22 protein-coding genes are annotated in these 26364 nt (G+C 40.6%); 6 read left to right on the top strand and 16 right to left on the bottom strand.

Translation table 11 applies throughout. The features are described 5' to 3' along the window. The first annotated feature begins 178 nt into the window (after positions 1–178). On the top strand, positions 179–520 hold the full coding sequence (locus AC106S_RS11275; RefSeq protein ID WP_482439168.1) for a MerR family transcriptional regulator: 342 nt from the start codon (positions 179–181) through the stop codon (positions 518–520). Positions 521–830: 310 nt separating this feature from the next. After that, positions 831–2093 carry a helix-hairpin-helix domain-containing protein gene (locus AC106S_RS11270; protein WP_482439167.1) on the top strand — a complete coding sequence of 421 codons (1263 nt, stop codon included), beginning with the start codon at positions 831–833 and terminating at the stop codon, positions 2091–2093. Between the two features lie 182 nt (positions 2094–2275). On the opposite strand, the gene rluF is transcribed toward AC106S_RS11270, so the two are convergent. The 7 genes from rluF to AC106S_RS11235 form a co-directional block, all read right to left on the bottom strand. Beyond that, positions 2276–2998: a 23S rRNA pseudouridine(2604) synthase RluF gene (gene rluF / locus AC106S_RS11265; RefSeq protein WP_482439166.1), complete on the bottom strand. Its 723-nt coding sequence runs from the start codon at positions 2996–2998 to the stop codon at positions 2276–2278. Further along, a complete protein-coding gene (locus tag AC106S_RS11260) occupies positions 2998–3576 on the bottom strand; it encodes a hypothetical protein (RefSeq protein WP_482439165.1) in 579 nt (192 codons plus the stop codon). The genes rluF and AC106S_RS11260 overlap by 1 nt, the downstream gene beginning before the upstream one ends. Next, positions 3573–4271: a tRNA pseudouridine(55) synthase TruB gene (gene truB / locus AC106S_RS11255; protein ID WP_482439164.1), complete on the bottom strand. Its 699-nt coding sequence runs from the start codon at positions 4269–4271 to the stop codon at positions 3573–3575. Before truB ends, AC106S_RS11260 begins: the two co-directional genes overlap by 4 nt. Then, complete coding sequence (locus AC106S_RS11250) at positions 4271–4720, bottom strand: hypothetical protein (RefSeq protein WP_482439163.1); 450 nt, start codon at positions 4718–4720, stop codon at positions 4271–4273. Before AC106S_RS11250 ends, truB begins: the two co-directional genes overlap by 1 nt. Further along, positions 4721–5539, bottom strand: a complete 819-nt coding sequence (locus AC106S_RS11245; RefSeq protein WP_482439162.1) for an undecaprenyl-diphosphate phosphatase — start codon at positions 5537–5539, stop codon at positions 4721–4723. A gap of 101 nt (positions 5540–5640) precedes the next feature. After that, positions 5641–5937, bottom strand: a complete 297-nt coding sequence (locus AC106S_RS11240; protein ID WP_482439161.1) for a DUF3098 domain-containing protein — start codon at positions 5935–5937, stop codon at positions 5641–5643. A gap of 1 nt (position 5938) precedes the next feature. Then, a complete protein-coding gene (locus AC106S_RS11235) occupies positions 5939–6835 on the bottom strand; it encodes a cell division protein FtsX (RefSeq protein ID WP_482439160.1) in 897 nt (298 codons plus the stop codon). Between the two features lie 91 nt (positions 6836–6926). Here AC106S_RS11235 and rsmA point away from each other — a divergent pair, with 91 nt between their 5' ends. After that, entirely contained in the window at positions 6927–7697 is a 771-nt protein-coding gene (gene rsmA / locus AC106S_RS11230; protein ID WP_482439159.1) for a 16S rRNA (adenine(1518)-N(6)/adenine(1519)-N(6))-dimethyltransferase RsmA, read from the top strand. A gap of 55 nt (positions 7698–7752) precedes the next feature. On the opposite strand, the gene AC106S_RS11225 is transcribed toward rsmA, so the two are convergent. From AC106S_RS11225 to AC106S_RS11185, 9 genes are all read right to left on the bottom strand, one after another. Beyond that, on the bottom strand, positions 7753–10125 hold the full coding sequence (locus tag AC106S_RS11225) for a choice-of-anchor L domain-containing protein (protein ID WP_482439158.1): 2373 nt from the start codon (positions 10123–10125) through the stop codon (positions 7753–7755). 292 nt (positions 10126–10417) lie between these two features. Further along, positions 10418–12793, bottom strand: a complete 2376-nt coding sequence (locus tag AC106S_RS11220) for a choice-of-anchor L domain-containing protein (RefSeq protein ID WP_482439157.1) — start codon at positions 12791–12793, stop codon at positions 10418–10420. 131 nt (positions 12794–12924) lie between these two features. Next, on the bottom strand, positions 12925–16476 hold the full coding sequence (locus AC106S_RS11215) for a choice-of-anchor L domain-containing protein (protein WP_482439156.1): 3552 nt from the start codon (positions 16474–16476) through the stop codon (positions 12925–12927). A 202-nt stretch (positions 16477–16678) separates the two neighbouring features. Further along, positions 16679–19024, bottom strand: coding sequence for a choice-of-anchor L domain-containing protein (locus tag AC106S_RS11210; protein WP_482439155.1), 2346 nt, complete (start codon positions 19022–19024; stop codon positions 16679–16681). Positions 19025–19242: 218 nt separating this feature from the next. Then, positions 19243–19773, bottom strand: a complete 531-nt coding sequence (locus AC106S_RS11205; RefSeq protein ID WP_482439154.1) for a DUF1003 domain-containing protein — start codon at positions 19771–19773, stop codon at positions 19243–19245. 10 nt (positions 19774–19783) lie between these two features. Further along, a complete protein-coding gene (locus AC106S_RS11200) occupies positions 19784–20554 on the bottom strand; it encodes a TIGR02757 family protein (RefSeq protein ID WP_482439153.1) in 771 nt (256 codons plus the stop codon). Between the two features lie 7 nt (positions 20555–20561). Next, on the bottom strand, positions 20562–21476 hold the full coding sequence (locus AC106S_RS11195) for a ribonuclease Z (RefSeq protein ID WP_482439152.1): 915 nt from the start codon (positions 21474–21476) through the stop codon (positions 20562–20564). 140 nt (positions 21477–21616) lie between these two features. Further along, entirely contained in the window at positions 21617–22204 is a 588-nt protein-coding gene (gene rdgB / locus AC106S_RS11190) for an RdgB/HAM1 family non-canonical purine NTP pyrophosphatase (RefSeq protein ID WP_482439151.1), read from the bottom strand. 38 nt (positions 22205–22242) lie between these two features. Next, positions 22243–23073, bottom strand: a complete 831-nt coding sequence (locus AC106S_RS11185; protein WP_482439150.1) for a CPBP family intramembrane glutamic endopeptidase — start codon at positions 23071–23073, stop codon at positions 22243–22245. 111 nt (positions 23074–23184) lie between these two features. Between AC106S_RS11185 and AC106S_RS11180 the strand changes: the two genes are divergently transcribed. From AC106S_RS11180 to AC106S_RS11170, 3 genes are all read left to right on the top strand, one after another. Beyond that, positions 23185–23877 carry a hypothetical protein gene (locus AC106S_RS11180; RefSeq protein ID WP_482439149.1) on the top strand — a complete coding sequence of 231 codons (693 nt, stop codon included), beginning with the start codon at positions 23185–23187 and terminating at the stop codon, positions 23875–23877. A 98-nt stretch (positions 23878–23975) separates the two neighbouring features. After that, complete coding sequence (locus AC106S_RS11175) at positions 23976–24695, top strand: hypothetical protein (RefSeq protein ID WP_482439148.1); 720 nt, start codon at positions 23976–23978, stop codon at positions 24693–24695. 61 nt (positions 24696–24756) lie between these two features. After that, the gene (locus AC106S_RS11170) at positions 24757–26352 is read left to right on the top strand and encodes a peptide chain release factor 3 (protein ID WP_482439147.1); all 1596 of its coding nucleotides are present in this window, start codon (positions 24757–24759) and stop codon (positions 26350–26352) included. Positions 26353–26364 lie beyond the last annotated feature (12 nt).

Below are 26364 nucleotides of genomic sequence, written 5' to 3'. Positions count from 1 at the left end.
AATAATATTTAACAAATAAATAACACAAAATCAGCACATTCCATTGAAAAAAAATAAAAAGAACAATGCGGAATATTCAAAAAAAAGCACATACAGAAGGTTTTTACAAGAGATTTGACCTTATATATTTGCATCCGGTTTTGAAAAATTTTTATCTTTGGACTTTAGGATTCATCACATGAAAATAAATCTACCTGATAAGCTGTATTATTCTATTGGAGAAGTGGCCAAGGCATTTGACGTAAACACTTCATTAATACGCTATTGGGAACAGGAATTCCCTATTATCAAACCTAAGAAGAATAAAAAAGGGAACCGTTATTTCACTCCGGAAGACATTAAAAACCTTCAGATGATTTACCATCTGGTCAAGGAAAAAGGGTATACACTGGATGGTGCAAGGATTGCTCTGACTACCAACAGTAAAATATCCGAAACCGTTACCTTAATCGACCGCCTTGAATTTGTGAAAGCTGAACTTCTTAAGCTGAAGGATTCTTTAGCTGATCATCCTGAATAAATTCTGTCTGTTTTCGGGTTTGCGGCACATTACAGGATCAGATACCCGAATCAGCGGATCCGTATATCAGCGGGATTAAAATATTTCAAAATGATCTGTCCCGGCCTTCGGAAATAATAGAAATATTTCTTCCTACACAGCTCACCTTAATTTTCCAAAAAAGCAAATTAAGGTACTGGTATTTAATTATTTAAAAATATCACCTTATTTTGATTTATATTTTAAACCGGATAATTATTTCTCTATTATAAAAACATTCACTTTATACTTTCCTATTGCCTCAACTTGTTTGTATTGATAAGTTTGTGGTATGATGAGAAAAATTTATTACCGGAAAATGGCATTATTGGGAATGCTGCTGATTGTCCTGATGGCCTTTCAGAAATATATCGACAGAGAAAAGGCTGATTTTCCCAAGATCAGATTTATTTCTGAAGCAGGTACTCCGGACCTGTCTTATTTTGATCCCAACTCTCTGGATGAAAAACAATGGCAGAAACTTGGCTTTTCTGAAAAACAGATCAAAACCATTCTTAATTATAAAAAAATGATTGGCGGCCGGTTTGCTACCAAAGAACAGTTCAGTAAATGTTATGCTGTCTCTTCAGAAAAATTTACCTTACTGGAGCCTTATCTTATGCTTCCGGAAAAGGATGAAGAACATTTTAAAAGTTTCGAAAAGAAAAAAATCAGTGTTTCCGGAAAATTCAATCCCGACCGTCTTTCTGCCGCAGACTGGATGCAGATGGGCTTCAGTGAAAAACAATCCCAGGCTATTGTGAAATACAGGAATTATCTGGGCGGAAGTTTTATCAGCAAAGAAAAGTTCAAAGAATGCTTCATTATTTCCGATGAGGCGTATACCAAACTTAGCCCTTACCTCCTTCTGCCTTCAAAAACGAAGGATCATCTTAAAAACTCATCCGGAAATAACGGTACAACAACAGATTACCGTCCTTTTGATCCCAATACATTAAACCGGGACGGATGGAAGTCACTCGGTTTTTCTGAAAAACAAGCCGCGACCATTGTGAATTACCGCGACCGGAATCTTCATGGAAATTTTAAAAGCCTTGAAGACATCCAGAAATGCTTTGTCATCTCCCCTGAAAAGTTCCGGGAACTGAAGCCTTATATCAAATTAAATTTATCAGTCATCATAAATAATGAAAAACAGCAGGAGAAAACCGATTTTTCAAAAACAGATCTGAATACAATCAGTTTTAAGCAGTTAACAGAGTTTGGTCTGGATGAAAAAAGCGCAGGATACCTTATTGGTTTCCGAAGGAAACTGGGAGGTTTTATCACTAAAGAACAGATTCTGGAAACTTATAATATCGATAAAGAAATAGTTCAGAAGCTGATTTCCATATGTCCCCTGAATTCCTCAGAAGTTCCCAGATATACCTTAGCCGATGCTCCTGAAGACTGGCTGAAAAATCATCCCTATTTTAAATACTCCGCAGACAAAATCATATTCTACCGCATCAGCAATTCCGATGATAAGAAAATATGGAAACTCCTGAAGGTGAAGCCCGAATATGAGGCACGGATGAGGCTGTACCTTAAATAGTCATAGTAAAATCGTAGAAATACTACACTTTTGACATTTTTCCGGAAGTATTTTGATCGAGATATTCTAAAAAACGGCTATACATTCCGCCTTCTCAGAGACAGAATGATTCCTGAAGACAGAAAGAGATTCGATGATGAATAATCGGGTTACAAATTTGAATAGACAGGAATGACATGGTTTTAATCCACTGTTTTACTTGAGTCCTCAAGCAGCAGATTAAGTGCTGAAAGTTCCTGCTCCGTAAGATCTCTCCATTTTCCTACCGGAAGGTCCAGCTTAATGTTCATAATTCTGATACGTTTCAGTTTTTTTACATCATAGCCGAGGTATTCGCACATTCTGCGGATCTGTCTGTTCAGTCCCTGGGTAAGAATGATACGGAAATTCATATCATCAATCTTCTCTACCTCACATTTTTTGGTAACGGTATCCAGAATAGGCACACCGTTTCTCATTTTTTCAAGGAATCTCGGGGTAATGGGTTTGTCTACGCGAACAAGATATTCTTTTTCGTGGTTATTCCTTGCCCTGAGGATTTTATTGACGATATCTCCGTCACTGGTCAGCAGGATAAGACCTTCACTGGGTTTATCCAGCCTTCCGATCGGGAAAATTCTTTTCGGATGGCTGATGTAATCTACAATATTGTTCTTTTCACGCCTGGTATCTGTGGTACAGACAATTCCTACCGGTTTGTTGAAGGCAATATAAACAGGTTTGTCCTGAGGTTCGCGGATCGGTTTTCCGTCTACTTCCACAAGGTCTTCATCAGAAACTTTGGTTCCCAGTTCCGGAACTTTCCCGTTAATCGTTATTCTTCCTTCTTCCAAAAGTTTATCTGCCGCTCTTCTTGAACAGTACCCTACTTCTGACAGATATTTATTGATGCGCGTTTTTTCCATTAATCTTCTCCGTAACCGGTATAATTTTTATTGCTGAAAATCGTGATTCCGTAGCTTAATCCAATGAAAAGGGCATTGGAATCTCCCTGTATCTTTTGTGCTTCCAATACAATTCCTCCTTCCTGGCTCAGCCTTTTTGAATAGGAAACCATCATCCCCAGTCTTGCTCCCCAAAGTTCAGAATCGGAAACCGCCGAATGATTGATCTGCTTGCCATAGTTGAGATCGATATAAAAAGGCCGGTCTCCCGGTGAAAAAATAATCTTGGGCTGGATCATCCAGAATACCATATGATTGTTATTTTCTGCAAAACTGTATCTCAGGCCGGTTCCGACCGCAAAGTTAGGAAGAAAATTATAACCTCCTATTGCGGTGATTCCATACGTAATTTTCCCTAAGTGCCCGGGCTGAATATATTGGGAATTAACAGCCTCCGGTTTTTTATAGTTCCCATTATAGCCCAAGTTAAGCGCCGGATTAAAATAAAAGTCCATTTTGGGTTTTCGGGTTTCCGTCTCCTGTGCAGAAAACAGAGCGGAAGTAAACAGCAATCCCAACAGAAATAGATTTTTCATCATATATTTTCAAATCTGAATTCATTATCTAAATAATCAGAGGTAGCATTTTCAACGGTATAGTCTCCTATCTTTGTCCGTCTGAGCTGCGTAAGGTAAGCCCCCACTCCCAGCTCCCGGCCTATATCATGCGCCAGACTCCGTATATAAGTTCCTTTTGAACATCCTACTGTAAAGCTGACTAAAGGAAGTTCAATTTTTATATCTTTAATGTAGAATATGGTGGTTTTTCTGGATTTCATTTCTACTTCCTCTCCCGCTCTGGCCAGATTATAAGCCCTTTCACCATCAATTTTAATCGCTGAGTATACCGGCGGTTTCTGCTCTATTTCTCCCACAAACTTATCAAGTGCTTCACGGATCATTTCCTCTGAAATATGAGATATATCCTGATGAAGGATCTCCGGTTTTTCAGTATCATACGATTCTGTCTGAACACCTGTTTTGATTTCTGTCCAGTATTCTTTGGGAGCATCCTGGATTTCCGGGATTTTCTTGGTGAACTTTCCACAGCACACGATAAGCAGCCCCGTTGCTCTCGGATCAAGAGTTCCTGCGTGTCCTATTTTGAACTTTTTGGGAAGGCCAAATTCTCTTTTGAGTTTATATTTCATTTTATTGACAGCCTGGAAGGAAGTCCAGTCCAGAGGCTTGTCCAATAAAAACACATATCCTGATTGCAGTTCTTCAGCTGTCATTATTCTAAAATTTCTGTAATATTTACTAAACCGGGCTGCTGGCTTGTTTTCTGCCGGCATTCTGCGGAAGTACCTGTATTGATAAAGCACTTTACCCCCTCCCTCATGTAATAAATTGCCTTAAAAGGATAAACGGAATTATTGGGAGCAATATTAACGGTATAGTTTACAGGCAGCGTAAATTTATAGCTTTGATTATTTATGGCATTTACCGTCTGGTGATAGCATTTCTCTTCTTTATAATAACTGATGAAAGCTTTTCTTTCAAGCTTTTCATCCGGAACCAGCTCTTTGCAGATCAGCAGTTCTTTAACCTGGGTTTTCTCTTTCAGTTCAACAAAAAAATCCAGCCTTTCATCGGTATTGTTTTTTACAAAGACGGTATGCGCCGGTGCACAGGACATTACTGAACCGCAGACAGCCAGTATTTTAAAAATATTGCTTTTCATTTATTTAAAGAAATAGAAATAGATCAGCAGGGCAACTCCAACAAAAATACGATACCAACCCCAGGGTTTGAAACCATATTTATTAAGGACTCCGATAAATGCTTTAATTGCAATAAGAGCAACGATAAACGCCACTACATTTCCTACAATGAAAATCATGATGTGATCCTGGGAAGCCATAATCATTTCGTATCCTTTCTGAGGATTTACGGTTCCTTTGCCCCATGTTTTAAGAAAAACAGAGTATACGGTTACGGCAAGCATGGTAGGTACTGCAAGAAAGAATGAAAATTCCGCAGCAGCCTTTCTGGTAAGTCCCTGCGTCATCCCGCCGATAATGGAAGCTGCACTCCGGCTTGTTCCCGGCATCATGGCCAGACACTGCCAGAAACCAATCGTCACCGCCTTTTTTATGGTAATTCCTTTTTCATCATCGATCTTAGGATTCTTGAACCACTGATCGGCAAACAACAGGACCACTCCGCCCAATACCAATACGGATGAAATGGCAATCTGATTTCCAAGAACCGCTTCTATTTTATCATCAAACAGATATCCTAAAACCAATGCAGGAACCACAGCAAAACCAAGTTTAAAATAAAACTGAAGATTATTCAGGTCAAAGAATTTTTTCCAGTAAGCGACAACTACTGATAAAATAGCACCGAACTGAATGGAAACCTGAAACATTTTCAGGAATTCATCTTCGGGTAATCCCAGCAGATTGGCTGTAAATCCCATGTGGGCCGTAGACGAAATCGGAAGGTACTCTGTAAGTCCTTCAATAATAGCAATGATAATTGCCTTAATTAAATCCATATTTTGTGTCTGTAAAAAAATTAAAAGATTAAGAGATCCTGAGATCCGGAATAAATTTCGAACCTCTTAATTTCTTAATCTCTCAATAAAGAATTGATTAATTACTTTCTTTTTAAAATCGCATATACTTCTATGGCAAAACCTATCACCACAAATAATGGGGCAATTCTGATTCTGCGGATAGAGAAAATACCGTCATTCCATGAATTGGGATCAAACTTGCCATCCACTGTATTGGCATCCGGCCCCATCATCAGAAGGAATCCTACAACGATAAATGCAAGTCCTATCAGCATCCACTTAAAGTTCTGCTGTCCGAAATAAAAAGTGTTTTCCTGTGAAACTTCAGTTTCCCTGCCAAACGCTGAAGCGGAAAATTTATCTGTCTTTTTGCTCATGTTAAGAATAATATAAGTCGTCAACATTAGATCTTAAGAATCTCCATGTTGCAATGATTGTACTTAATACACTGATGAAAATCCCTACTCCGAATACCAGTACCACCAGCCATATATACTGATTGGTATCCTGTACGAAAGGAGTCTTGATGGTAGTTGTGAAATAATACCAGATTCCGAATAATGCCAGCAATCCGAGTATGGCTCCTAAAACTCCGAGAATAAGTGCCTCTTTGATAAAAGGAATCAGGATAAACCTGCGCTTCGCTCCTACCAGCTGCATGGTTTTAATGATAAATCTTTTTGAAAATACTTTCAGCCTGATCGAGTTATTGATCAATACAATAGCAAGAACCAGGAATAAAATACAGAAGGCCAGAATCCATTTAAGGATCTGATTCAGTTTATCATAGATTTTCTGAGAATCGGAATCGTTTTTCACATCTACAATTCCGGGCACCGATTTAATTTGTGAAAGCACCTTCCCGATCTTAGCAGAATCCGTATATTCCGGCTTCAGGGCAATTTCTACGGAAGCGGGAAAAATATCGTCTTCAAAAAGCGCTTCACTGTTGACTCCTAAACTCTTCTTTGCCTCTGCCGAAGCCATTTTCTTTGAGATGTAGGTAGTACGCTTTACCGATTCCAGTTTCTGGATCTGCTGAACTGCTTCACTCTCCTGTTTTAATATTTTAGCCGAATCTTTTACATCATAATTTTCATCGAAATATGCATTTACAACAAGTTGTTCTTTAAGATAGTCTGAATACTTCTGTGCATTCATCAGAATAAGCCCCATAAGCCCCAGTAAAAATAACACTAAGGCAATACTTATCACCACTGTAATATTGCTGGACCGAAGCCTTTTCTTATTAAACTCTTCTACAGATTTAGCCATTAATATTAAAATTTTTGGCTAAAATAGAAAAAAACTTCCGAAATTTGGGACCAAATAAAGAAAATCATTGTTAATAAAATCATAAAAAACTTTGAGTGTAAAAGCAAAAAAACATCTGGGGCAGCACTTCCTGACAGATGAAAATATCGCAAGAAAGATCGTGGAAGGTCTTAGTTTTGAGAACTATCATCATGTGATGGAGGTAGGCCCCGGGATGGGCGTTCTTACCAAATATCTCCTTGAAAAAGATCAGAACATCTATCTGGCAGAAATCGATACCGAATCTATTGAATATCTGAAAAACAACTATCCGAAGATCACGGAAAAAACATTTGTGGGAGATTTCCTGAAACAGGATTTTCATTTCGTGAACGGAGAACAGATTGCCATTATCGGCAATTTCCCCTATAATATTTCTTCGCAGATCCTGTTTCAGATCGTGGATCATTATGAGCTGATCCCTGAAATGGTAGGAATGTTTCAGAAGGAAGTTGCTGAAAGAACAGCAGCCGTTCCGAGGACCAAAGACTATGGAATTCTTTCCGTACTGATCCAGGCCTACTATGATGTATCCTATCTTTTTACGGTGCATGAAAATGTTTTCAATCCGCCTCCGAAAGTAAAATCGGGCGTCATCAGGCTGACGAGAAATCCAAAAGAAGGCCTGGCCGGAAATGAAATCCTCTTTAAAAAGATCGTAAAAGCAGGATTTAACCAAAGGAGAAAGAAACTTTCAAATTCCCTGAAGGTACTGGAAATTCCGGAAGCTTTAAAAACGCATGAGTTTTTAGATAAAAGAGCGGAGGAACTGAGCGTTCTTGATTTCATCGGTTTTGCCAATCTCTGGAAAGAAAATCAATAAATAAAAAAGCCTTTCAAAATTAATCTGAAAGGCTTTTTTAATGTATACTGTTTTATTATTCTCTGTTCTTCAGCATAATCCATCCGGACCAGTTCATCTGAACTTTAGACTTAGGATATTCAAAATTGAATTTATACCAGTAAGTCGCGGTCGGAAGTCTCTTACCTCCTACTGTTCCGTTCCAGGAAGGCTGTTCTTTGGAGAAGCGGAACATTTCTACACCGTATCTGTCAAAGATTGATCCTGTAAAGTTTTTGAAATCACCCAGGGATTTCAGATCAAGCACATCATTGATGCCATCGTCATTAGGAGTAATGATATTGGTGATCTGAAGGGTAAAGAATTCAAATGTTCCTACACAGTGTGTTCCTACTCTTCTTATCATGATGGTATAATTGGTATTATCCAGCAGGTTGGTAAACATATTGGAGTCCTGCCATGAAATTCCGTTATCAATAGAATATTCCAGGCTGCTTGGCATATTGTTCATCACAGGATTTTCTGCGGTAACAGTTAATGTTTTCTTAGCACTTTCATAGTTCACGGCGGTTACAAAAGGAACGGCAGCTCCTCCTACTTTAGCGGTAAATGTTTTTTTACAGAATCCGTTATCCACTTCTACGGTATAAACACCCCAGTCACTCGCCACAATAGTCTGGGTAGTGGCTCCGGTATTCCACAGGTACTTATAGTTAGGTCCGGCACCTGCATCCAGTATAACGCGGTCTCCCAGGCACATTTCCACATCTTTCAGTGGAGAAGTAAGTTCCGGGGTAACCTCTACCGTTATTCTGGCAGGATTTAATGACCGGCAGCCTTTTGCTCCCACCGCATATACCGTGAAGGTCGTAGTCTGATAAAGTGTTGCTGTCTGTATATTCCCTGTTCCCAGGAAATTGGCCCATTGGTAAGACGTTCCTCCTTCCGCAGTCAGAGTTACGGTTTCTCCCGGGCATATTTTAATCCTTGAAGATTTTACTCCTGCAACAGGAGTTGTTTCTTTCAGAAGGGTCAGTTCAATCATTTTACTACAGAATCCTCCGTTTGACACTACTGTATATAAGATCTGGCCGTCGTTTCCATTATAGTTCAGTACATTCTGAATATAGCTGTTGTTTTGTGCCACTGCATCCGCCTGATTTTCATAAAATCTGAATACCGCACCGGGAGTCGGGCTTATCGAAGACATAGCATTCGTCAGATCGAAAGTGGTGATATCCGGAGTTGCACACAACAGTAATGTTGCATCCTGTGCGAGAGGGGTTGTTCCACCGTGAATTTCTATGGTAGCTTTTCCCGGACAAGGATTTCCAGGTACACTTACTTCAATGGTATAGCTTCCGGGCTGTACTGCTGTAATGGTATTCGTAGTAGCGCCGGGAACAGGATTCCCGTTAAAGAACCACTGGTATAAAAGGTTGGGATCACTTACAGAAGCAGTAATTACCTGCGGTACATTATCACAGACATTAATATCCGAAGGCAGTGTGGCCCCGCTCGGATCTAAAAGTTCTACCCCGATATTGAAGGATCCACCTTCCAGGAATACCGCAGAATCATAAACGTGATCGGGAAAAGAATAAGGGGTATAATCGGCAATAACCATTTTAAAGTGGTATTCCTGACCCGGAATTACGGTTGCTGTTGCTGTAAGAGGAACAGTTCTTCCGTTAAAATTGGTTTCTATATTAGTAGTATTATATCCTGCGAAATACTGTTCGTTTACCGCAGGACAGTCTCCCGGAATTTCAGGGTGAATATTTGTTACACTTACTGGTCCCGCACCCGCCGGAAGTATGGCCATATTCTGGTAAGGTCCACCTGATGTAGGTCTCAGCAAAATGGCAAAAGCATCAGCATAATCGCAGGGAAATGAACTGTAATATTCTTCGGAAGCAAGGAGATAATTAAATTTTATCTGGGATGTGGTAGGCACAAAGTCAAACTCCAGAAGAACAGCGTCAGCAAGTGTCCCGGTAGATCCGATTGCCTGTGCCAGGTCAGAATCTGTTCCGCCGCCGTTGTTAGAGTCCAGACCGTCTACAAAACTATTTCCGGCCTCTCTCGCAAATCCTGTTGACAGTACAATACCGTCCTTAAAAGGGAAATTGGTTGTTCCTTTGTGGAAATATCCCCATGATCTGTTATTATTGCTAATTAAATGATTAGGCGTTATTTTCACGTTATTTACAGTAGGAGTTACACAGGTATTGGTTCCCGATGAGATCAGAACATCTTTTACCAGCTGTGTGATAGAATAACTGCTTTCCGCATATCCGGGCGCATTCACATCAATAAAATTTCCTGCTCGGCGGGCCTGTTCGGTAGCCTGCCTTTTTACAGGTTTCCGGGGTTGTGGAGTTTGTGAAAATAAAAAAACGGGAACCGTTAAAAGGAATAAATAAATAACTGGTAGAATTCTTCTCATAATACTTTTGTTTCAACAAATTTAATTGTTTTTTAAATATACCATATACATATTTAACTTTTTTCTACAAAAAAGATAAAATAATGAAGCAATAATATTCAATAAGAAATTTTCATTAACGCCTGCAAATCAACAACAAAAGAATAAAAACACAGCATTTTTATTTAATTCAGATTTGTAAAAAAATTAAAAGACTGTCTCACAATAATGTGAAAACAGTCTTTTGAAATTATTGCCGTTAAAAATTCTTCTACATTAATTTTTGACCTGAAAAGGACTTCATCGTATGTTTTTAATCTCTGTTTTTCAACATAATCCATCCGGACCAGTTCATCTGAACTTTAGACTTAGGATATTCAAAATTGAATTTATACCAGTAAGTCGCGGTCGGAAGTTTCTTACCTCCTACTGTTCCGTTCCATACCGGCAGTTCTTTAGAAAAACGGAACACCTCTACACCGTATCTGTCAAAGACCGATCCTGTAAAGTTTTTGAAATCACCCAGGGATTTCAGATCAAGCACATCATTGATGCCGTCGTTATTAGGTGTAATTACATTGGCGATGTGAAGGGTAAAGAATTCAAATGTTCCTACACAGTGTGTTCCTGTTCTTCTTATCATGATGGTATAATTGGTATTATCCAGCAGGTTGGTAAACGTATTGGAGTCCTGCCATGAAATTCCGTTATCAATAGAATATTCCAGGCTGCTTGGCATATTGTTCATCACAGGATTTTCTGCGGTAACAGTTAATGTTTTCTTAGCGCTTTCATAGTTCACTGCAGTTACAAAAGGAACGGCAGCGCCGCCTACTTTAGCGGTAAATGTTTTTTTACAGAATCCGTTATCCACTTCTACGGTATAAACACCCCAGTCACTCGCCACAATAGTCTGGGTCGTGGCTCCGGTATTCCACAGGTACTTATAGTTAGGTCCGGCACCTGCATCCAGTATAACGCGGTCTCCCAGGCACATTTCCACATCTTTCAGTGGAGAAGTAAGTTCCGGGGTAACCTCTACCGTTATTCTGGCAGGATTTAATGACCGGCAGCCTTTTGCTCCCACCGCATATACCGTGAAGGTCGTAGTCTGATAAAGTGTTGCTGTCTGTATATTCCCTGTTCCCAGGAAATTGGTCCATTGGTAAGACGTTCCTCCTTCTGCAGTCAGAGTTACGGTTTCTCCCGGACAGATTTTAATTCTTGAGGATTTCAGTCCCGCAGTAGGAGCAGTCTCTTTCAACAGCTTCAACTCTATCATTTTGCTGCAGAAATTACCATCCGATACTAGGGTATATAAGATCTGGCCGTCGTTTCCATTATAGTTCAGTATATTCTGAATATAGTTTCCGTTCTGGGCTATGGCATCCGTCTGATTTACATAAAACCTGAATACCGCATTGGGAGTCGGGCTGATTAAAGGTATAGCATTCGTCAGATCGAAAGTGGTGATATCCGGAGTTGCACACAACAGTAATGTTGCATCCTGTGCGAGAGGGGTTGTTCCACCGTGAATTTCTATGGATGCTTTTCCCGGGCATGGTGCTCCGGGGATGCTTACCTGAATTTCATAAGTTCCCGGCTGTGTAGCGGTAATCGCATTGGTAGTTGCTCCCGGAACAAGACTTCCGTTATGAAACCATTGATACTGAAAATTGGGAGTATTTACGGAAGCTGTAATTAGCTGTGGTACATTATCACAGACATTAATTTCCGGAGGAAGTGTTGCCCCGCCGGCATCTAAAAGTTCTATACTGAAATCGAAAGAGCCTCCTTCTATAAAGACAGCCGAATCATAACCACTGTCGGTAAAATTACTCGGTGAGTAATCAGCAATTACCATTTTAAAATGATATTCCTGCCCGGGAGTCACAGTTGCTGTTGCAGTGAGCGGTACTGTTCTTCCCTGAAAGTTAGTTTCGATATTAGTTGTATTATAGCCTCCGAAATATTGTTCATTCACTGCCGGACAGCCGCCAAAACCCGTTATTGCCGGATGAATGTTGGTGATACTTACCGGACCTGCTCCCCCGGGAAGTATGGCCATATTCTGGTAAGGGCCTCCTGAGGTTGGTCTCAGTAAAATGGCGAAAGCATCTGCATAATCACAGGGATATGATCCTATATATTCCTCGGATGCCAAAAGATAATTAAACTTAACCTGGGAAGAAGTAGGGACAAAATCAAATTCCAGCAGTACAGAATTCGTGAGCGTTCCAGATCCTCCTATCACCTGAGCCAGATCCGGATCAGACACACCTCCGTTATTATCACTCAGCGTTCCTGCAGAAGTATTTCCTGCCTTTCTTGCAAAACCTGTGGAAAGTACAATACCATCTTTAAAAGGAAAATTAGTAGTTCCTTTATGAAAATATCCCCATGCTCTGTTGTTATCTGTAACAATAGAAGAGGGTGTTATTTTGACATTATTTACTATTGGTGTCAGGCAGGTACTGGTTCCTGAAGTAATCAGAACATTTTTTACAAGCTGTTCAATGCTGTAACCGGACTCAGGATAGTTCGGGGTATTCACATCAATAAAGGCTCCTGCCCTGGCAGCAATCCCTGAAAGCACCTTTTCCCGGGGAGGTACTCTGGGGCCTGTAATCTGTCCGTATGAAACAGACGAAATCATTAAAAACAGATATATGAGTAGATGTTTTTTCATAGAAAGTCATTTTAACAAACTTATCCTTTTCAATGAAAAAATCACAGAAATACATGGAAAACTCTCATAAAAACACAAAAATCTTTCAAAAATGAAAGATTTTGTGAATAATTTTCTATTTTACTATTTAATTAATTTCTATTTTTAAGTAATATCCAACCTGAGCGTTGTTCCAGCTTTTTACTTGCCGGATGTTCCCACTGTACTTTATACCAATAGGTTCCCGTAGGCAGATTGATTCCTTTTAAAGAACCTTTCCATACAGCGTCCCCTTTTTTCGCCTTGAATACTTCAGCACCATATCTGTCAAAAATTGACGCGGCAAAATTGTTATAACCGCTGACCCCTGTGAAATCTATCGTATCATTGATTCCGTCCATATTCGGAGTAATGGCATTACTGATAATAAAGGTAAAGAATTCCAGAGTGGAACCGCATTTTGCCCCTTTTACCCTTACCAGCAGACGGTAATTGGTATTATCCAAAATATTGTAAAATACATTGGACGGATGCCAAGTTATTCCTCCGTCTATGGAATACTCCAAAGCACCTCCGGTCGGATTGCTTGAAGTAAGGGTAAGAACATGGTTTTCATATACTACATTGGTAAACTGCGGAAGATCCGGGTTCAGTAATTGTGCAGAGAATGTTTTGGAACATACTCCATTGCTTATGGTAACACTATATGTTCCCGGAACGTTGGTAGATATAGTCTGGGTAGTTGCCCCGTTACTCCACACATAAGTATAGCCCGGCCCGGCTCCTGCATCAAGTATTCCGGTATCTCCTGCGCAGACTGAAACATCTGCCAGTGTAGAGACGATAGCCGGAACCACCTCAATCTTCACGGTAGCAGGCTGAGTTGAACGGCATCCGTTTCCTCCCAGTGCATAAACGGAGTAAGTTGTTGTAACGTCAGGGGTAACAGTCTGGGTATTTCCATTACCGGTAAGCCCTACCCATTCGTAAGTGAAACCTCCCGTAGCGGTAAGTGTTACCGATTCCCCGGCACATATTTTTGATCTGGAAGCGGCAATACCTGCAATAGGCGGACCAACAACAACCGTTACGGTTGCAGGAGTAGCAGAAATACATCCGTTTGCGCCCACAGCATGTACTGTATACACGGTGGTTAATGTAGGGGAAACAACCTGTGTACTGCCATTTCCGGTAATTCCGTTCCCCCAGTTATAAGTCGCCCCGCCGGAAGCTGTCAGAGTTACGGATTCACCCAGACATATTCTTGGCTGTGAAGACACTAATGTGGCTGTCGGTCTGGTTGTATCCTGTGTTACCGTAACGTTGGCTGTATAGGTACAGCTAAGATTTCCCGGTTGAGATACATTGGTTACGGTAAGGGTATAAGTTCCTCCTGTACTTACCACCGGTGTAAGGGTGCCGGCACCGGATACAATAGTTCCGCCCGCAGATGCTGTCCAGGCAATGGTGGAACCTGCCGGAACCACTGAAGCAGATGCATTTAAAGTAACCTGAGGGGTGGTACAGGTAACAGTTTGCGGAGCTGCGATGGTAAGAGTAGTTTCCTCTGTTCTCAGTAACTGCAGAGAAACCACGTAGTGACATCCTCCATTTTTTACAAGAACATATATTGTCTGGTTACCCGGAGGTGCATAATTTGTAGGATCCGGAATCGTATTTCCATTTTCGGCAAGGGCATCAGCCTGAAGAACATAATAGGTAAAAGTAACTCCTGCTACTGTGGTCATCTGACTCTGCGCTGTTGTAAGATCATAGGTAAGCCCTGTTGCATAACATTTATGCAACACTGCATTCTGCACGGTGATTGGATTTGAAACTTCAATAGTAATGGTTGCAGGATTCTGCGAAACACAACCGTTTGCTCCTACTGCGGCAACAGTATAAGTTGTGGTAGCAGTAGGAGATACTGTCTGGGTATTTCCTGTTCCCGTAAGACCGGTCCAGTTATAGGTAACTCCGCCCGACGCTGTTAAAACCACAGACTCTCCGTTACAGATCTGTATCTTGCTGGCAGTAATTCCGGTAACCGGTGGAGCACTGTCTCCTGTTACAGTTACATTGGTAACAGCCGTACAGGTTATATTTCCGGGCTGGTAAGTATTTGATATCGTTAAAGTATAGGTTCCCGGAGCATTCACTACCGGAGTCAGTGTATTATCTCCAGAAACAATATTACCGCCCGTAGTCGTCCAGCTGAAGGTAGATCCGGCAGGATAAACAGAAGCGGAGGCATTTAAAGTAGTCTGAGAGTTGGCACAGGTTAATACTGCCGGAGGAGCAGCCGAAGCCGTCATCTGCGGAGCCTTTACCAGTTGCAGTTCTGCTATTTTCGGACAGAAGCCGTTCATTACCCTGACATACACAGTCTGTCCTCCCGGGCTGGAATAGGTGGCAGGACTTGGGATCGTAGCTGCATTTCCTGCAACAGCATCCGCCTGGTTTACATAATAGGAAAAGGTAGCCCCCGGAGTTGTACTTATAGAAGCCTGTGCTGCCGGCAGGTTAAATGTGACATTTCCGGGTCCGTAGCAGGCAGTGAGAGTAGCATTCTGTACGGTGGGAGCCGTTCCTCCTACAACGGTTATTGTTGCCGTTCCGGGGCACGTGTTGCCCTGAATATATACCTTTACACTGTATACTCCAGGCTGTGTGGCTGTATAACTGGCATTGGTAGCTCCGGGAATCGGATCGTTACCCAGGTACCACTGATAAGTCACATTCGGAGCCTGCACGGAGGCTGTAAAAGTCTGAGGTGCATTATCACACATATTAACAGAAGCAGGAAGCTGAACTCCTGCAGGGTCTAAAATGCTTACCCCAATATCAAATGATCCTGCTTCAAGAAAAACGGCAGAATCATATCTGAAGTCTGTGTAATCTGCCAGAACCATTTTAAAATGATAGGTTTGTCCGGGCACAACAGTGGCGGTAGCCGTTAAAGGAACGGTACGTCCTTTAAAATTGGTCTCAATCTGCGCGGTGTTCAATCCTCCGAAATAAGCAGCATTTTTAGGTCCGCAGTAAAAATCAGAAGGAACAATATTGGTAACACTTACAGGGCCTGCATTGTTGGGAAGTACAGCAAGATTGGTATAAGTAGGATCGCTGGCCTTCTTCAGCAATAAAGCGAAACCATCCGTGATCTGGCATGGAAAATTCCCCTGATATTCCATTGATGCAAATAAATATCTGAACTTTACCTCTGTAGAAGTAGGTACAAAATCGAATTCTATATAGGCAGCATCCCTCAGGGAGCTGTTTGAAACGTTCAGAGCTGCTGCAAGATCGGGGTCTCCCGTAGTCGTAAGCTGATCATCCAAAGAAGCCTGAAAACTGTTACCTGCTTTTGCCGCATATCCTGTTGAAAGAATAATCCCCTTCGCAAACGGAAAATTGGTGGTTGCTTTATTGAAATATCCCCAGCTTCGGTTAGAATTACTTGCGGACAGATTGGGAGAAACATTTACATTGCTTACATTGGAAGTAGAACAGCCTCCACCGGATATCAGTACATCTTTTACCAACTGTGCAATAGTATAGCCGGACTCAGGGTAATTGGGAGTATTAACATCAATAAAAGCCCCGGCTTTCATCGACGCTGCTGAAGGCCGGTTGGCTACACCCACGCCCGTTCTGGTTTGTGAAAAGACAAAGCTTCCTATTAATGCAAAAAATAATGCCAAAAATAAATTTGTGCTTCTCCTATTTAACATTTTATATTATTTTAAACAAAAATACTATTTTTTTTAATTTAAACTTCATTGAATACAACTTACATTATCATTAATACATGTTTATTTATTTTACAATAAAAACTTCCCTTATTTTTCAATCCATAAAAAAAGCCGGCCTATAAGCCAGCTTCTGTCTATATAAATGGAATTATCATTCGATATTCTTAAGCAGGATCCAGCCTGTCTTTACCGTAAGCTGTTTGCTTGCAGGATCCTCAAAGGTCACCTGATACCAGTAAGATGCCGTAGGAAGGCGTTTTCCCTGGAAGTAACCATCCCAATACAAACGTGTCCTCTCTGCTTTGAACACTTCCCTTCCGTAGCGGTCGAATACAAATCCTTTGAAGTCTTTATAATCACTTACTCCGCTGAAATCTATGATATCATTCACATTATCCCCGTTAGGCGTGATCACATTCTTCATCACAAACGTAAAATATTCCAGGTATCCTTCACAGCTCGTATTCTTTACCTTTACCTTAATGGATATTACTTTATTTTTAGGTACGTTCGTAAAGACATTCGAGGACTGCCAGGTAAAGCCGTTATCTACCGAATATTCCAGGGTACCGTTACTTGGATTGCTCGCTGTAAGAACCATTGTACCGTTGTCGTTATAATCTACTTTGATGATCTGAGGGACTACCGCACGGATCACCTGGGTTTTAAATTCTCTTGAACATACTCCGTTGCTGATCTTTACAGTATATTCACCCGGTTCACCTACTGTAATGGCGCGTGTGGTTTCTCCGGTGTTCCACTCATAGGTATACCCGGGACCTGCACCTGCATCCAGAAGAATCATGTCTCCTACACAGATATGGCCGCCCTTTAATGTAGAGACAATGGCAGGAACGACTTCAATCGTAATTCTGGCAGGCTGTAATGATTTACATCCCTGAGCGCCGATTGCATAAACCGTATAAGTGGTGGTCTGAGCCGGACTTACTGTTCTTACTCCTTCTTTCGAAGAAGTGTCGCTCCATTGATAGGTTACTCCTCCGGTAGCGGTCAGAACCAGCGTTTCTCCTTCACAAATCTTTATTTTCGGCGCATTCAGCTGTACTACCGGAGTTTCTTCCCGTCTTAACGTAAGCGTAGCCATTTTGCTGCAGAAACCGTCATTTTTTACCACAACATAGATCACCTGATTATCTGTTCCGTTATAAGCCGTTAAATTGGTAATATAGCTGTTATTCTGAGCTACGGCATCAGCCTGGTTAGCATAAAACCTAAAAGTAGCTCCGGATGTAGTACTGATAAGAGGTTTGGCATCTTCCAGGTTAAAGGTACTCTGTGTGGGTGTAGCACAAAGCTTCATGGTAGCATTCTGTACCAGGGGGGAAGTTCCACCAATAATGGTTACACTTGCTTTCTGACATTCTGTTGTTCCTACATATGTCCTTACTTCATAAACGCCAGGTGCGGTAGCTACGTACGTAGGATTGGTTGCATAAGGGATAAACTCTCCGTTCTTATACCATCTGTAAGTGGTTCCCGGAGCTGCTACTACCTGTGCTTTTAAGGTCTGTGGGGTATTGTCACACATATTAACGGTTTCACCAAGCGGATTTCCGTTGCCGTCAACAATTGTCATTCCGATATCAAAAGAACCTCCCTGAATAAATACGGCGGAATCAAATCTCTGATCCGACGCATCGGCCAAAACCAGTTTAAAGTGATAAGTCTGCCCCGGAATAACCGTAGCAACCGCCTTAAGAGGAATCGTTCTTCCAATAAAGTTGGTTTCTGTTGCAGGATCATTCAGACCTGCGAAATATTCCTCATTCTTTATTTCATTATTACATCCTACGCCTGGCGGAACAATATTGGTTACACTTACCGGTCCTGCCCCATTGGGAAGAACTGCAAGGTTGGTATAATTAGGATCTCCGGCTTTTTTAAGAAGAAGCGCAAAACTGTCTGCAAAATCTCCACAAGGATATCCACTTGTATATTCTTCTGAAGCAAAAAGATAATTAAACTTTACCTGGGTGCTGTTGGGAACAAAATCAAATTCTACTGTTACCACATCTTTAAGATCAACAGGAGGATTAACGGCAGCTACAAGGTCCGGATCATTCAGGCCGCCTCCGGCAACCTCATCCGATAATACTCCTGATTCAGGGCCATTTCCGGCTTTCCTTGCTTTTCCGGCTACAAGAACAAGGCCGTCGGTAAAGGGAAAGTTGGTTGTTCCTTTATGGAAATACCCCCAAGCTCTGTCAGGGTCAGTCGGCAGTTGATTGGGGGAAACCGTTACATTGCTTACATTCGGTACGGCACATACGGAGCCTCCCGCTATCAGTACTTTCTTCACCATATCTTCTATGGTATATCCTGAAGGTGTATACGTAGGCACATTTACGTCTATAAATGCTCCTGCTTTTTTACTTTCTGCTGAAAGGTTCTTTTTTGCAGGTTTGCTACGCAGGTTCTGTGCGAAGGCCCCAACAGATATAAACATCAATACTGAAAATAAAAAGTATTTTTTCAATCTATAACTTAACATTTTTTCTTGTTTGTTCAAATGTAGTAAAAATATTACTATTTTATATCCCAGTTAAGTGGATTTAATTTAATTTATTATCAAATTACAATCAAAAAACCTTAACCGATGAATATTCCACAAATTCAGTAGGATATTTTTTTTTAAAATAAAAAACAGAGCCTGAAGCAGGCTCTGTTTACGTCTTATTTATAATGGTATTGTTATTAATCTTTCTTCAGCTGTTCTATTTCGCTCTGAAGCTGGGCAATAATATCTTTTAAAGCCTTGATCTCATTTTTATTGGAGCTTACATTGCTTTTAAGCATTACATTTCTGGCTCTTTCGTTATGATCTTCATCCTCTTCATCCTCATTGATTTCTTCAATATCTTCCTGAATATCTTCAATATCTTCATTGATCTCTTCAATATCTTCGCTGATTTCCTCGATATCTTCACTGATCTCTTCAATATCCTCCTGGATATCCTCAATATCTTCCTGGATATCTTCTATTTTTTCATGGCTTTTATTCACAGACATCTGAATGAAAATAGCCAGATAAATTGCCTCCAGAGAAACGACCGTTGTAAGGATCAGCAGCATTTTATCAAATTCAACCAGATGAAGCATCGGCAACAGGAATGATATGATAAAAAATAAAGTATGGGCAATCAATGATGGAATAGAACCAATCCACCAGGTAATTCCGTTGGCTATTTTTTCTAAAACTTCTGTCTTTTCACTGTATTTCTTCATCCTGTTTTATTTATAAAAGTTCTTTTGTCACTCCCAGCCCAAATAAAGCAAAGTCATATCTGGCGGGATCATTTTCATCAAATTGTCTGATGGCAATATCCAGTTCTTCCACTGTTTTCCAGTCATTCTGTGTCCGTTGAATCAGCTCCAGCTTTCTTGATATATTTCCGGTATGAACATCCAGCGGAATAGACAGGTATTTCTGATCTATATTTTCCCAGATTCCAAAATCCACGCCACGTTTATCTTTTCTCACCATCCATCTCAGAAACATGATAATCCTTTTGGCGGAAGAGTTTTTGTAGGGAGAACTGATATGTTTATGGCTTCTGTGTTTCCCTGTTTCAAGAAATCCGTTTCTGAACCGTTCGATCGCATGCTGAAAATTTGTTTCCTGATCCTGCATCATAAACAGGTTTTCCAGGCTTTCGTTTTCTTTATAAATTCTGCGGAACTGCCTTATAAAATAAGCAAAATCTTCACCATTGAATGTTCTGTGAATACTTTTATCCTGGAAGCTTTCCAGATCTTTTTCTGTGTGACTGAGTACAAAATCATAAGGAGAATTCCCCATAATTCCGAGCATCTTTTCTGCTGAATTAATAATTGATTTCCGGTTTCCCCAGGAAATAGTGGCTGCCAGAAAGCCGGCAATTTCTATATCCTGCTTTAAAGAAAACCGGTGCGGAATCTGTACAGGGTCATTTTCTATAAAATCGGGGTTGTTATAGCGGTCTGCTTTTTCGTCTAAAAAACTTTTTAATTCTTCAAAATTCAGCATACCGGTTTCAGATTTTTACATTTTCCAACGCTTTCGGCAGAAAAGAATTAGGGAAAACAGTTCTTGCTTCATCGGTAAATACTGTCAGGTCTGCATACCTGTTGGAGAAATGTCCTAAAATCAATTTTCCAACCTGTGCTTTCTGAGCAATCATGCCCGCCTCCAGTGCTGTGGAATGCCCGGTATAGTCTGCCATTTCTTTCAGATCGTGAAGGAATGTGGATTCGTGATAAAGTACGGTAACATTCTTAATGACCGGAATAACGCTTTCCAGATAGCGGGTATCACTGCAGAATGCGTAGGAAACCGGAGGTGCCGGATCAAGGGTCAGCACTTCATTTTTAAGGACGTAACCATCACTCAGCACAAAATCTTTTCCTGCTTTTATGTTGTGGTAGTCACAGCTTTCTATTTCACTGTATTTTGCGATTTCTTTCATATTCAGATGTCTTTCCTTTGGTTTTTCCCTGAAAAGATATCCATTGCAGTAAATCCTGTGATCCAAAGGAATTGTGTATACCTCTACCCTGTTATCTTCATAAATCTTTTCTGAATAATCTTTATCCAGCTCATGATAAACCACTTCAAAACCCCGGTGGGTTTCCGTGATCTGAAAAATAGTTTCAAGCATTTTTTTGATTCCTTTCGGACCGTATACATGAAGAGGGTTTTCTCTTCCCAGAAGACGGAAAGAGGCAATCAGTCCCGGCAGACCGAAACAGTGGTCTCCGTGAAGATGTGAAATAAAAATATGGTTGATCTTTGAAAATCTTGCTTTGGCTTTTCTCAGCTGTACCTGCGTTCCTTCTCCACAGTCGATCAGGAAGTGTCTTTCTTCCATTTCCAGCAGCTGGGCTGTGGGTGAGGAATTGATGGTAGGAATTGCCGAATTAAAGCCTAATATCGTTAAATAAGTACTCAAATCAATAGTTTATTATAAACAAATGTACGACAGAAAATCGAAAAATAATTCTTTATAGAGATTCTTCTGTATTTTTGTGTTCTCCGGTTTCCCGGAAAATTAAATTCCCAACCGATGGAAGGGAATTTTATACAGCCAGTTTAGTCTTTTACTTTTAAAAAATCCAGAAACAGATCCAATGCCTGCTTGCGGTGGCTTATTTTGTTTTTGTCTCCGGGGTTCATTTCAGCAAAGGTTCTGTCGTACCCTTCAGGAACAAAAACAGGATCGTATCCGAAGCCTTTGTGCCCTTTGTTTTCTGTTAACAGATTCCCATGTACTTTTCCTTCAAAATATTTTGCCCCGTTTTCGTCATAATAGCAGAGAACTGTAATAAAATAGGCTTTTCTGTTGTCTTCACCTTCCATTTCACTTAAAACCTTCTCTATATTTTTAGCAAAATCATGATCCCCGGCATAGCGTGCGGAAAAAATCCCCGGTCTGCCATCCAGTGATTCAACTGCCAGGCCGCTATCGTCTCCCAAACTTGGAATTCCCGTCTTTTCAAAACAGTATTTCGCTTTGATCAGGGCATTGGCATTAAAAGAATCGCCGTCTTCTATAATTTCCTCATGAATATCATAATCTGTAAGGCTTTTTACCGTAAAATCATTTCCCAGAATCTGCTGGATCTCTTCTTTTTTATGCTCATTGTGTGTAGCAACCAATAATTCCATATCTATATTCATTTTTACTTAATTCTTTTTTATTCCGGTTTCCCTGTGCATTAAATTTCGGCGTAGTGTACTTTATACTTTTTCGTGAAAAGGTAATAAAACAGGGAGAACAGTACCAGTCCTGCAATGAGAACCGCCCATTCCGGAACTTTAAATGCGTCTGCAAAGCTTTCACTTTTGGTATAAGTGATCAGCAGTGATGAACACAGGTTATTAAAAGCATGCAGCAGCATAGGCAGCAGCAGCGATTTTGTCTTATAATATACCCAACCCAGAACACAGCCCAGAAGCACTGCTCCTACAAACTGCCACGGATTTCCGTGCACCAGGCCGAAGATCACGGAAGCATAGAAAATAGCCCTCCGTGGATTTACCCCTTTATTGATCAGTCCTTTCTGGATAATCCCCCTGAAGATGATTTCTTCAAAAATGGGAGCCATAATCACGGTCATGATGATCATCATGACCGGTTCAAAGGTAAGCTGGTTCATCAGCTCGGAGAAAAATTCATAGTATTTCCCCCAGAACGGCCCTGTTGTAGGAATAAGCGAGGTGGTGAATTCTGCAATAAACATCATTCCGGTCATCATGGGAAAGATCAGAACGTATGTGTAGAAATTGGTCGTGGAAAAGTTAAAGTTAAGTTTCTTTCCTGTGGAAGGTCTCACGATGAAAAAATCAAAAAAGGCGATTGCCGTAAGAAAACCGGCTGCATTGGCCAGCATAAGATACCATTCTTTAAGCTCCAGATTTTCTTTGAAGACAATTTTCCAAAAGAGATTAAAAAAAGAAACAGACATTGTCCCTATGAATAATCCTGCCAGTAAGACAAGCCCCCCGATCCATGTAAAAGTATACTTCGGATACCTGCTATTTTCCATTCTATTTCTATAAAAAATTTAATAAAAACAAAGATAATTTTTTTGATTCCCTTAAACAACTAAAAAAGGAAATACTTATTTTCGCCTGTTTATGATAACCCCGGTGAAAATATGAGTCAAAAAGAAATTTTCCCTGCTGTTGAATCACAGATTAATGTAATGACAACATTGATTATCAATATGCTTCTGTATGGACTTCTGCTGTTCTTTCTTCTTATTTTCGGAGCATTTCCTGTCTACGGCATCTATAAAAGAGGATGGGAAGGTATAGCCGTTCCTGTGATCATCTGTTTTCTGCTGCTCGTTTTTATATGGGCTCCTTCTGTTTGGTTCTATGTTATCAAAAGAAAACGTACAGCCAGGAAAATCATAGTCAATGATATGGGATTATTCTATTACAATGGCCACCGTAAAGCTGTAACTCAGGTACTATATACTGATCTTTCCCCTTCAGGCCGCGGTTTTGACATTACCACTACCGACAGATCATCCAAAGGTCTTTTTCCTCTTCTTGAATTTTCTGTACGGAATGAAAAAGAAGGCACAAAAGTAATACGGATTGAAATGAGCCTTCCCGTCCACGTGGTCAGCAACCGCCTTCATCTGTATGCTCATTTTCTGAAAGGAGTTTCAGTTTTCCGGCCGGACCTGAAAATTGATCCGAAAGTCTTCCGGGATTATTCCATCGATAAAGAAACATGGCAGGTCAATGATAAAAGCTCGACCTCATTTTTACTTCTTATTTTTTTAGCCGTATTTTTAACTGCCGGATTATTGGTCGGGCTGGTGATGATATTTACTTAAAATTACTTTTAGTTCTGGGTATTGAAAGCCACTGTAAAATCAAATAGTCTAAAAAAAATAAATCAATATTGATTCTTTATGATCTTTAATTGTTAATTATGCAGGAAAAGTTTACCTCTCTGGAATCGGAAATCAACCGGCCGCTGACTTACTTCGGAATTATCCTCGTCTGGACCGGGATTATTGCCACAGCTGCTGTGATACTCACTCTTGTCTGTGAAATCCGGGATTATGGATTTACGGATTACCTGTATAATAAGCCGGATCAGTTTTTTATTCTCCTTATTGCGGGAACCGTCCTCACTGCTCTCTCTGTTTTTCTGGTGATCTATATGATTAAAGGCAGAAAAAATGATTACCACAAAGTGATTGTGGATGAAAAAGGAATAGCTATTTATAGTGCTGAAAATAAACTCATTTCCTCTTTACAGTATTCTGACCTCTGCCCGTCCAACGACAAATATCTTTCCGATGTAAGCAGCAGAGACAGCTACCAGCCTTCCTTCACCCAATCACTCATTGTTTTTAAACATGATAAATCCGGAGAAGCCGTAATGAGTCAGATCAGTCTCAATCATAATTATTACAGCTTTAAAAATAAATATGAGCTCTACCGGCATTTTCTGCTGGGTGTACAGACTTTCCGGCCTGATCTTAAAATAAGCTTCCGTACTTTGGAAACGTATTATCTGACACCAGAGTCATCCCCTGCTCCAAAATTTGGAAAATTTGAATGGGTAATAGCAGTGGTTGCTTTTGCCTTTGTTCTGGGCTTCATCTATGTATTTTACTTATTTATAGGATTATTTTCAAAATAGAAGTTCACCAGATTTGAAAACCTCGCAAAAAATCACGATTTTTGCAACTTCAAAATACGATATGTCAGACTTAATCAAAGAAATACAAAAAAGAAAAACTTTCGGGATCATCTCCCACCCGGATGCCGGAAAAACAACGCTTACTGAAAAATTACTTCTTTTCGGGGGAGCTATTCAGGAAGCAGGTGCGGTAAAATCCAACAAGATAAAAAAAGGAGCCACTTCCGACTTTATGGAGATCGAAAGACAGAGAGGAATCTCGGTAGCGACTTCCGTATTGGCATTTGAATATAAAGACCATAAGATCAACATTCTGGATACACCGGGTCACAAGGATTTTGCTGAAGATACTTACAGAACTTTAACGGCCGTAGATTCTGTGATTGTAGTTATTGACGTAGCAAAAGGGGTTGAGGAACAGACCGAAAAACTGGTCCAGGTATGCCGGATGAGAAATATCCCAATGCTGGTTTTCATCAACAAACTTGACCGTGAGGGTAAGGACGCTTTTGATCTTCTGGATGAAGTTGAGCAGAAACTGGGATTAAGCGTTGTTCCGCTTTCTCTGCCTATTGGTATGGGAAGCGATTTCCAGGGGATTTATAACATCTGGGAAAACAATATTCAGCTGTTTTTGGAGGAAAAGAAACAGAAAGTTGGAGAAACGATCAGGTTTGATGATATTAATGATCCTTCTATTGATGAAGTGATCGGCGAAAAAGCGGCCCGTACTTTAAGGGATGAACTGGAGCTGGTACAGTCTGTATACCCGGAATTCAGCCGTGAAGATTATATGAAAGGCGATTTACAGCCTGTTTTCTTTGGTTCTGCACTGAATAATTTCGGAGTACGCGAACTTCTGGACGCCTTCATTGAAATTGCCCCGATGCCGCAGCCTAAAGAAAGTGATACACGTCTTGTAAAACCTGAAGAAAGCACTTTCACAGGTTTTGTTTTCAAGATACACGCGAATATGGATCCTAAACACAGAGACAGACTCGCTTTTGTGAAAATTGTTTCCGGAACATTCAAAAGAAACGAAAATTACCTGCTGGTAAGAGAAGGTAAAAAGATGAAGTTCTCTTCTCCGAATGCTTTCTTTGCCGATAAAAAAGAAGTGGTAGACGAAAGTTTCCCAGGAGATATCGTAGGTCTTCATGACACAGGAAGTTTCAGAATCGGTGATACATTAACCGGTGGTGAAAAATTAAGCTTTAAAGGAGTTCCAAGTTTCTCACCGGAACATTTCCGTTATATCAACAACAACGATCCGCTGAAAGCCAAACAGCTTGCCAAAGGTATCGATCAGCTGATGGACGAAGGTGTTGCTCAGTTATTCACCCTTGAAATGAACGGAAGAAAGATCATCGGGACCGTAGGTGCCCTTCAGTATGAAGTAATCCAGTACCGTCTGGAGCATGAATATGGAGCGAAATGTACCTATGAGCCGCTTTCGATGCATAAGGCCTGTTGGGTAGAAGCTGATGAAAGATCTGAGGAATTCAAAGAGTTTGCAAGATTAAAGCAGAGATTCCTTGCCAGAGATAAATATAATCAACTGGTATTCCTGGCAGATTCTTCATTCACGATTCATATGACGCAGGAAAAATTCCCGAATGTGAAACTGCATTTTATCAGTGAATTTCAGAACAGCTAAATAAGGCTGCAG

Source organism: Chryseobacterium sp. FR054, assembly GCF_056844565.1.
Note: the sequence above shows the minus strand (reverse complement) of the source record. Positions and strands in the feature narration are given on the sequence as shown.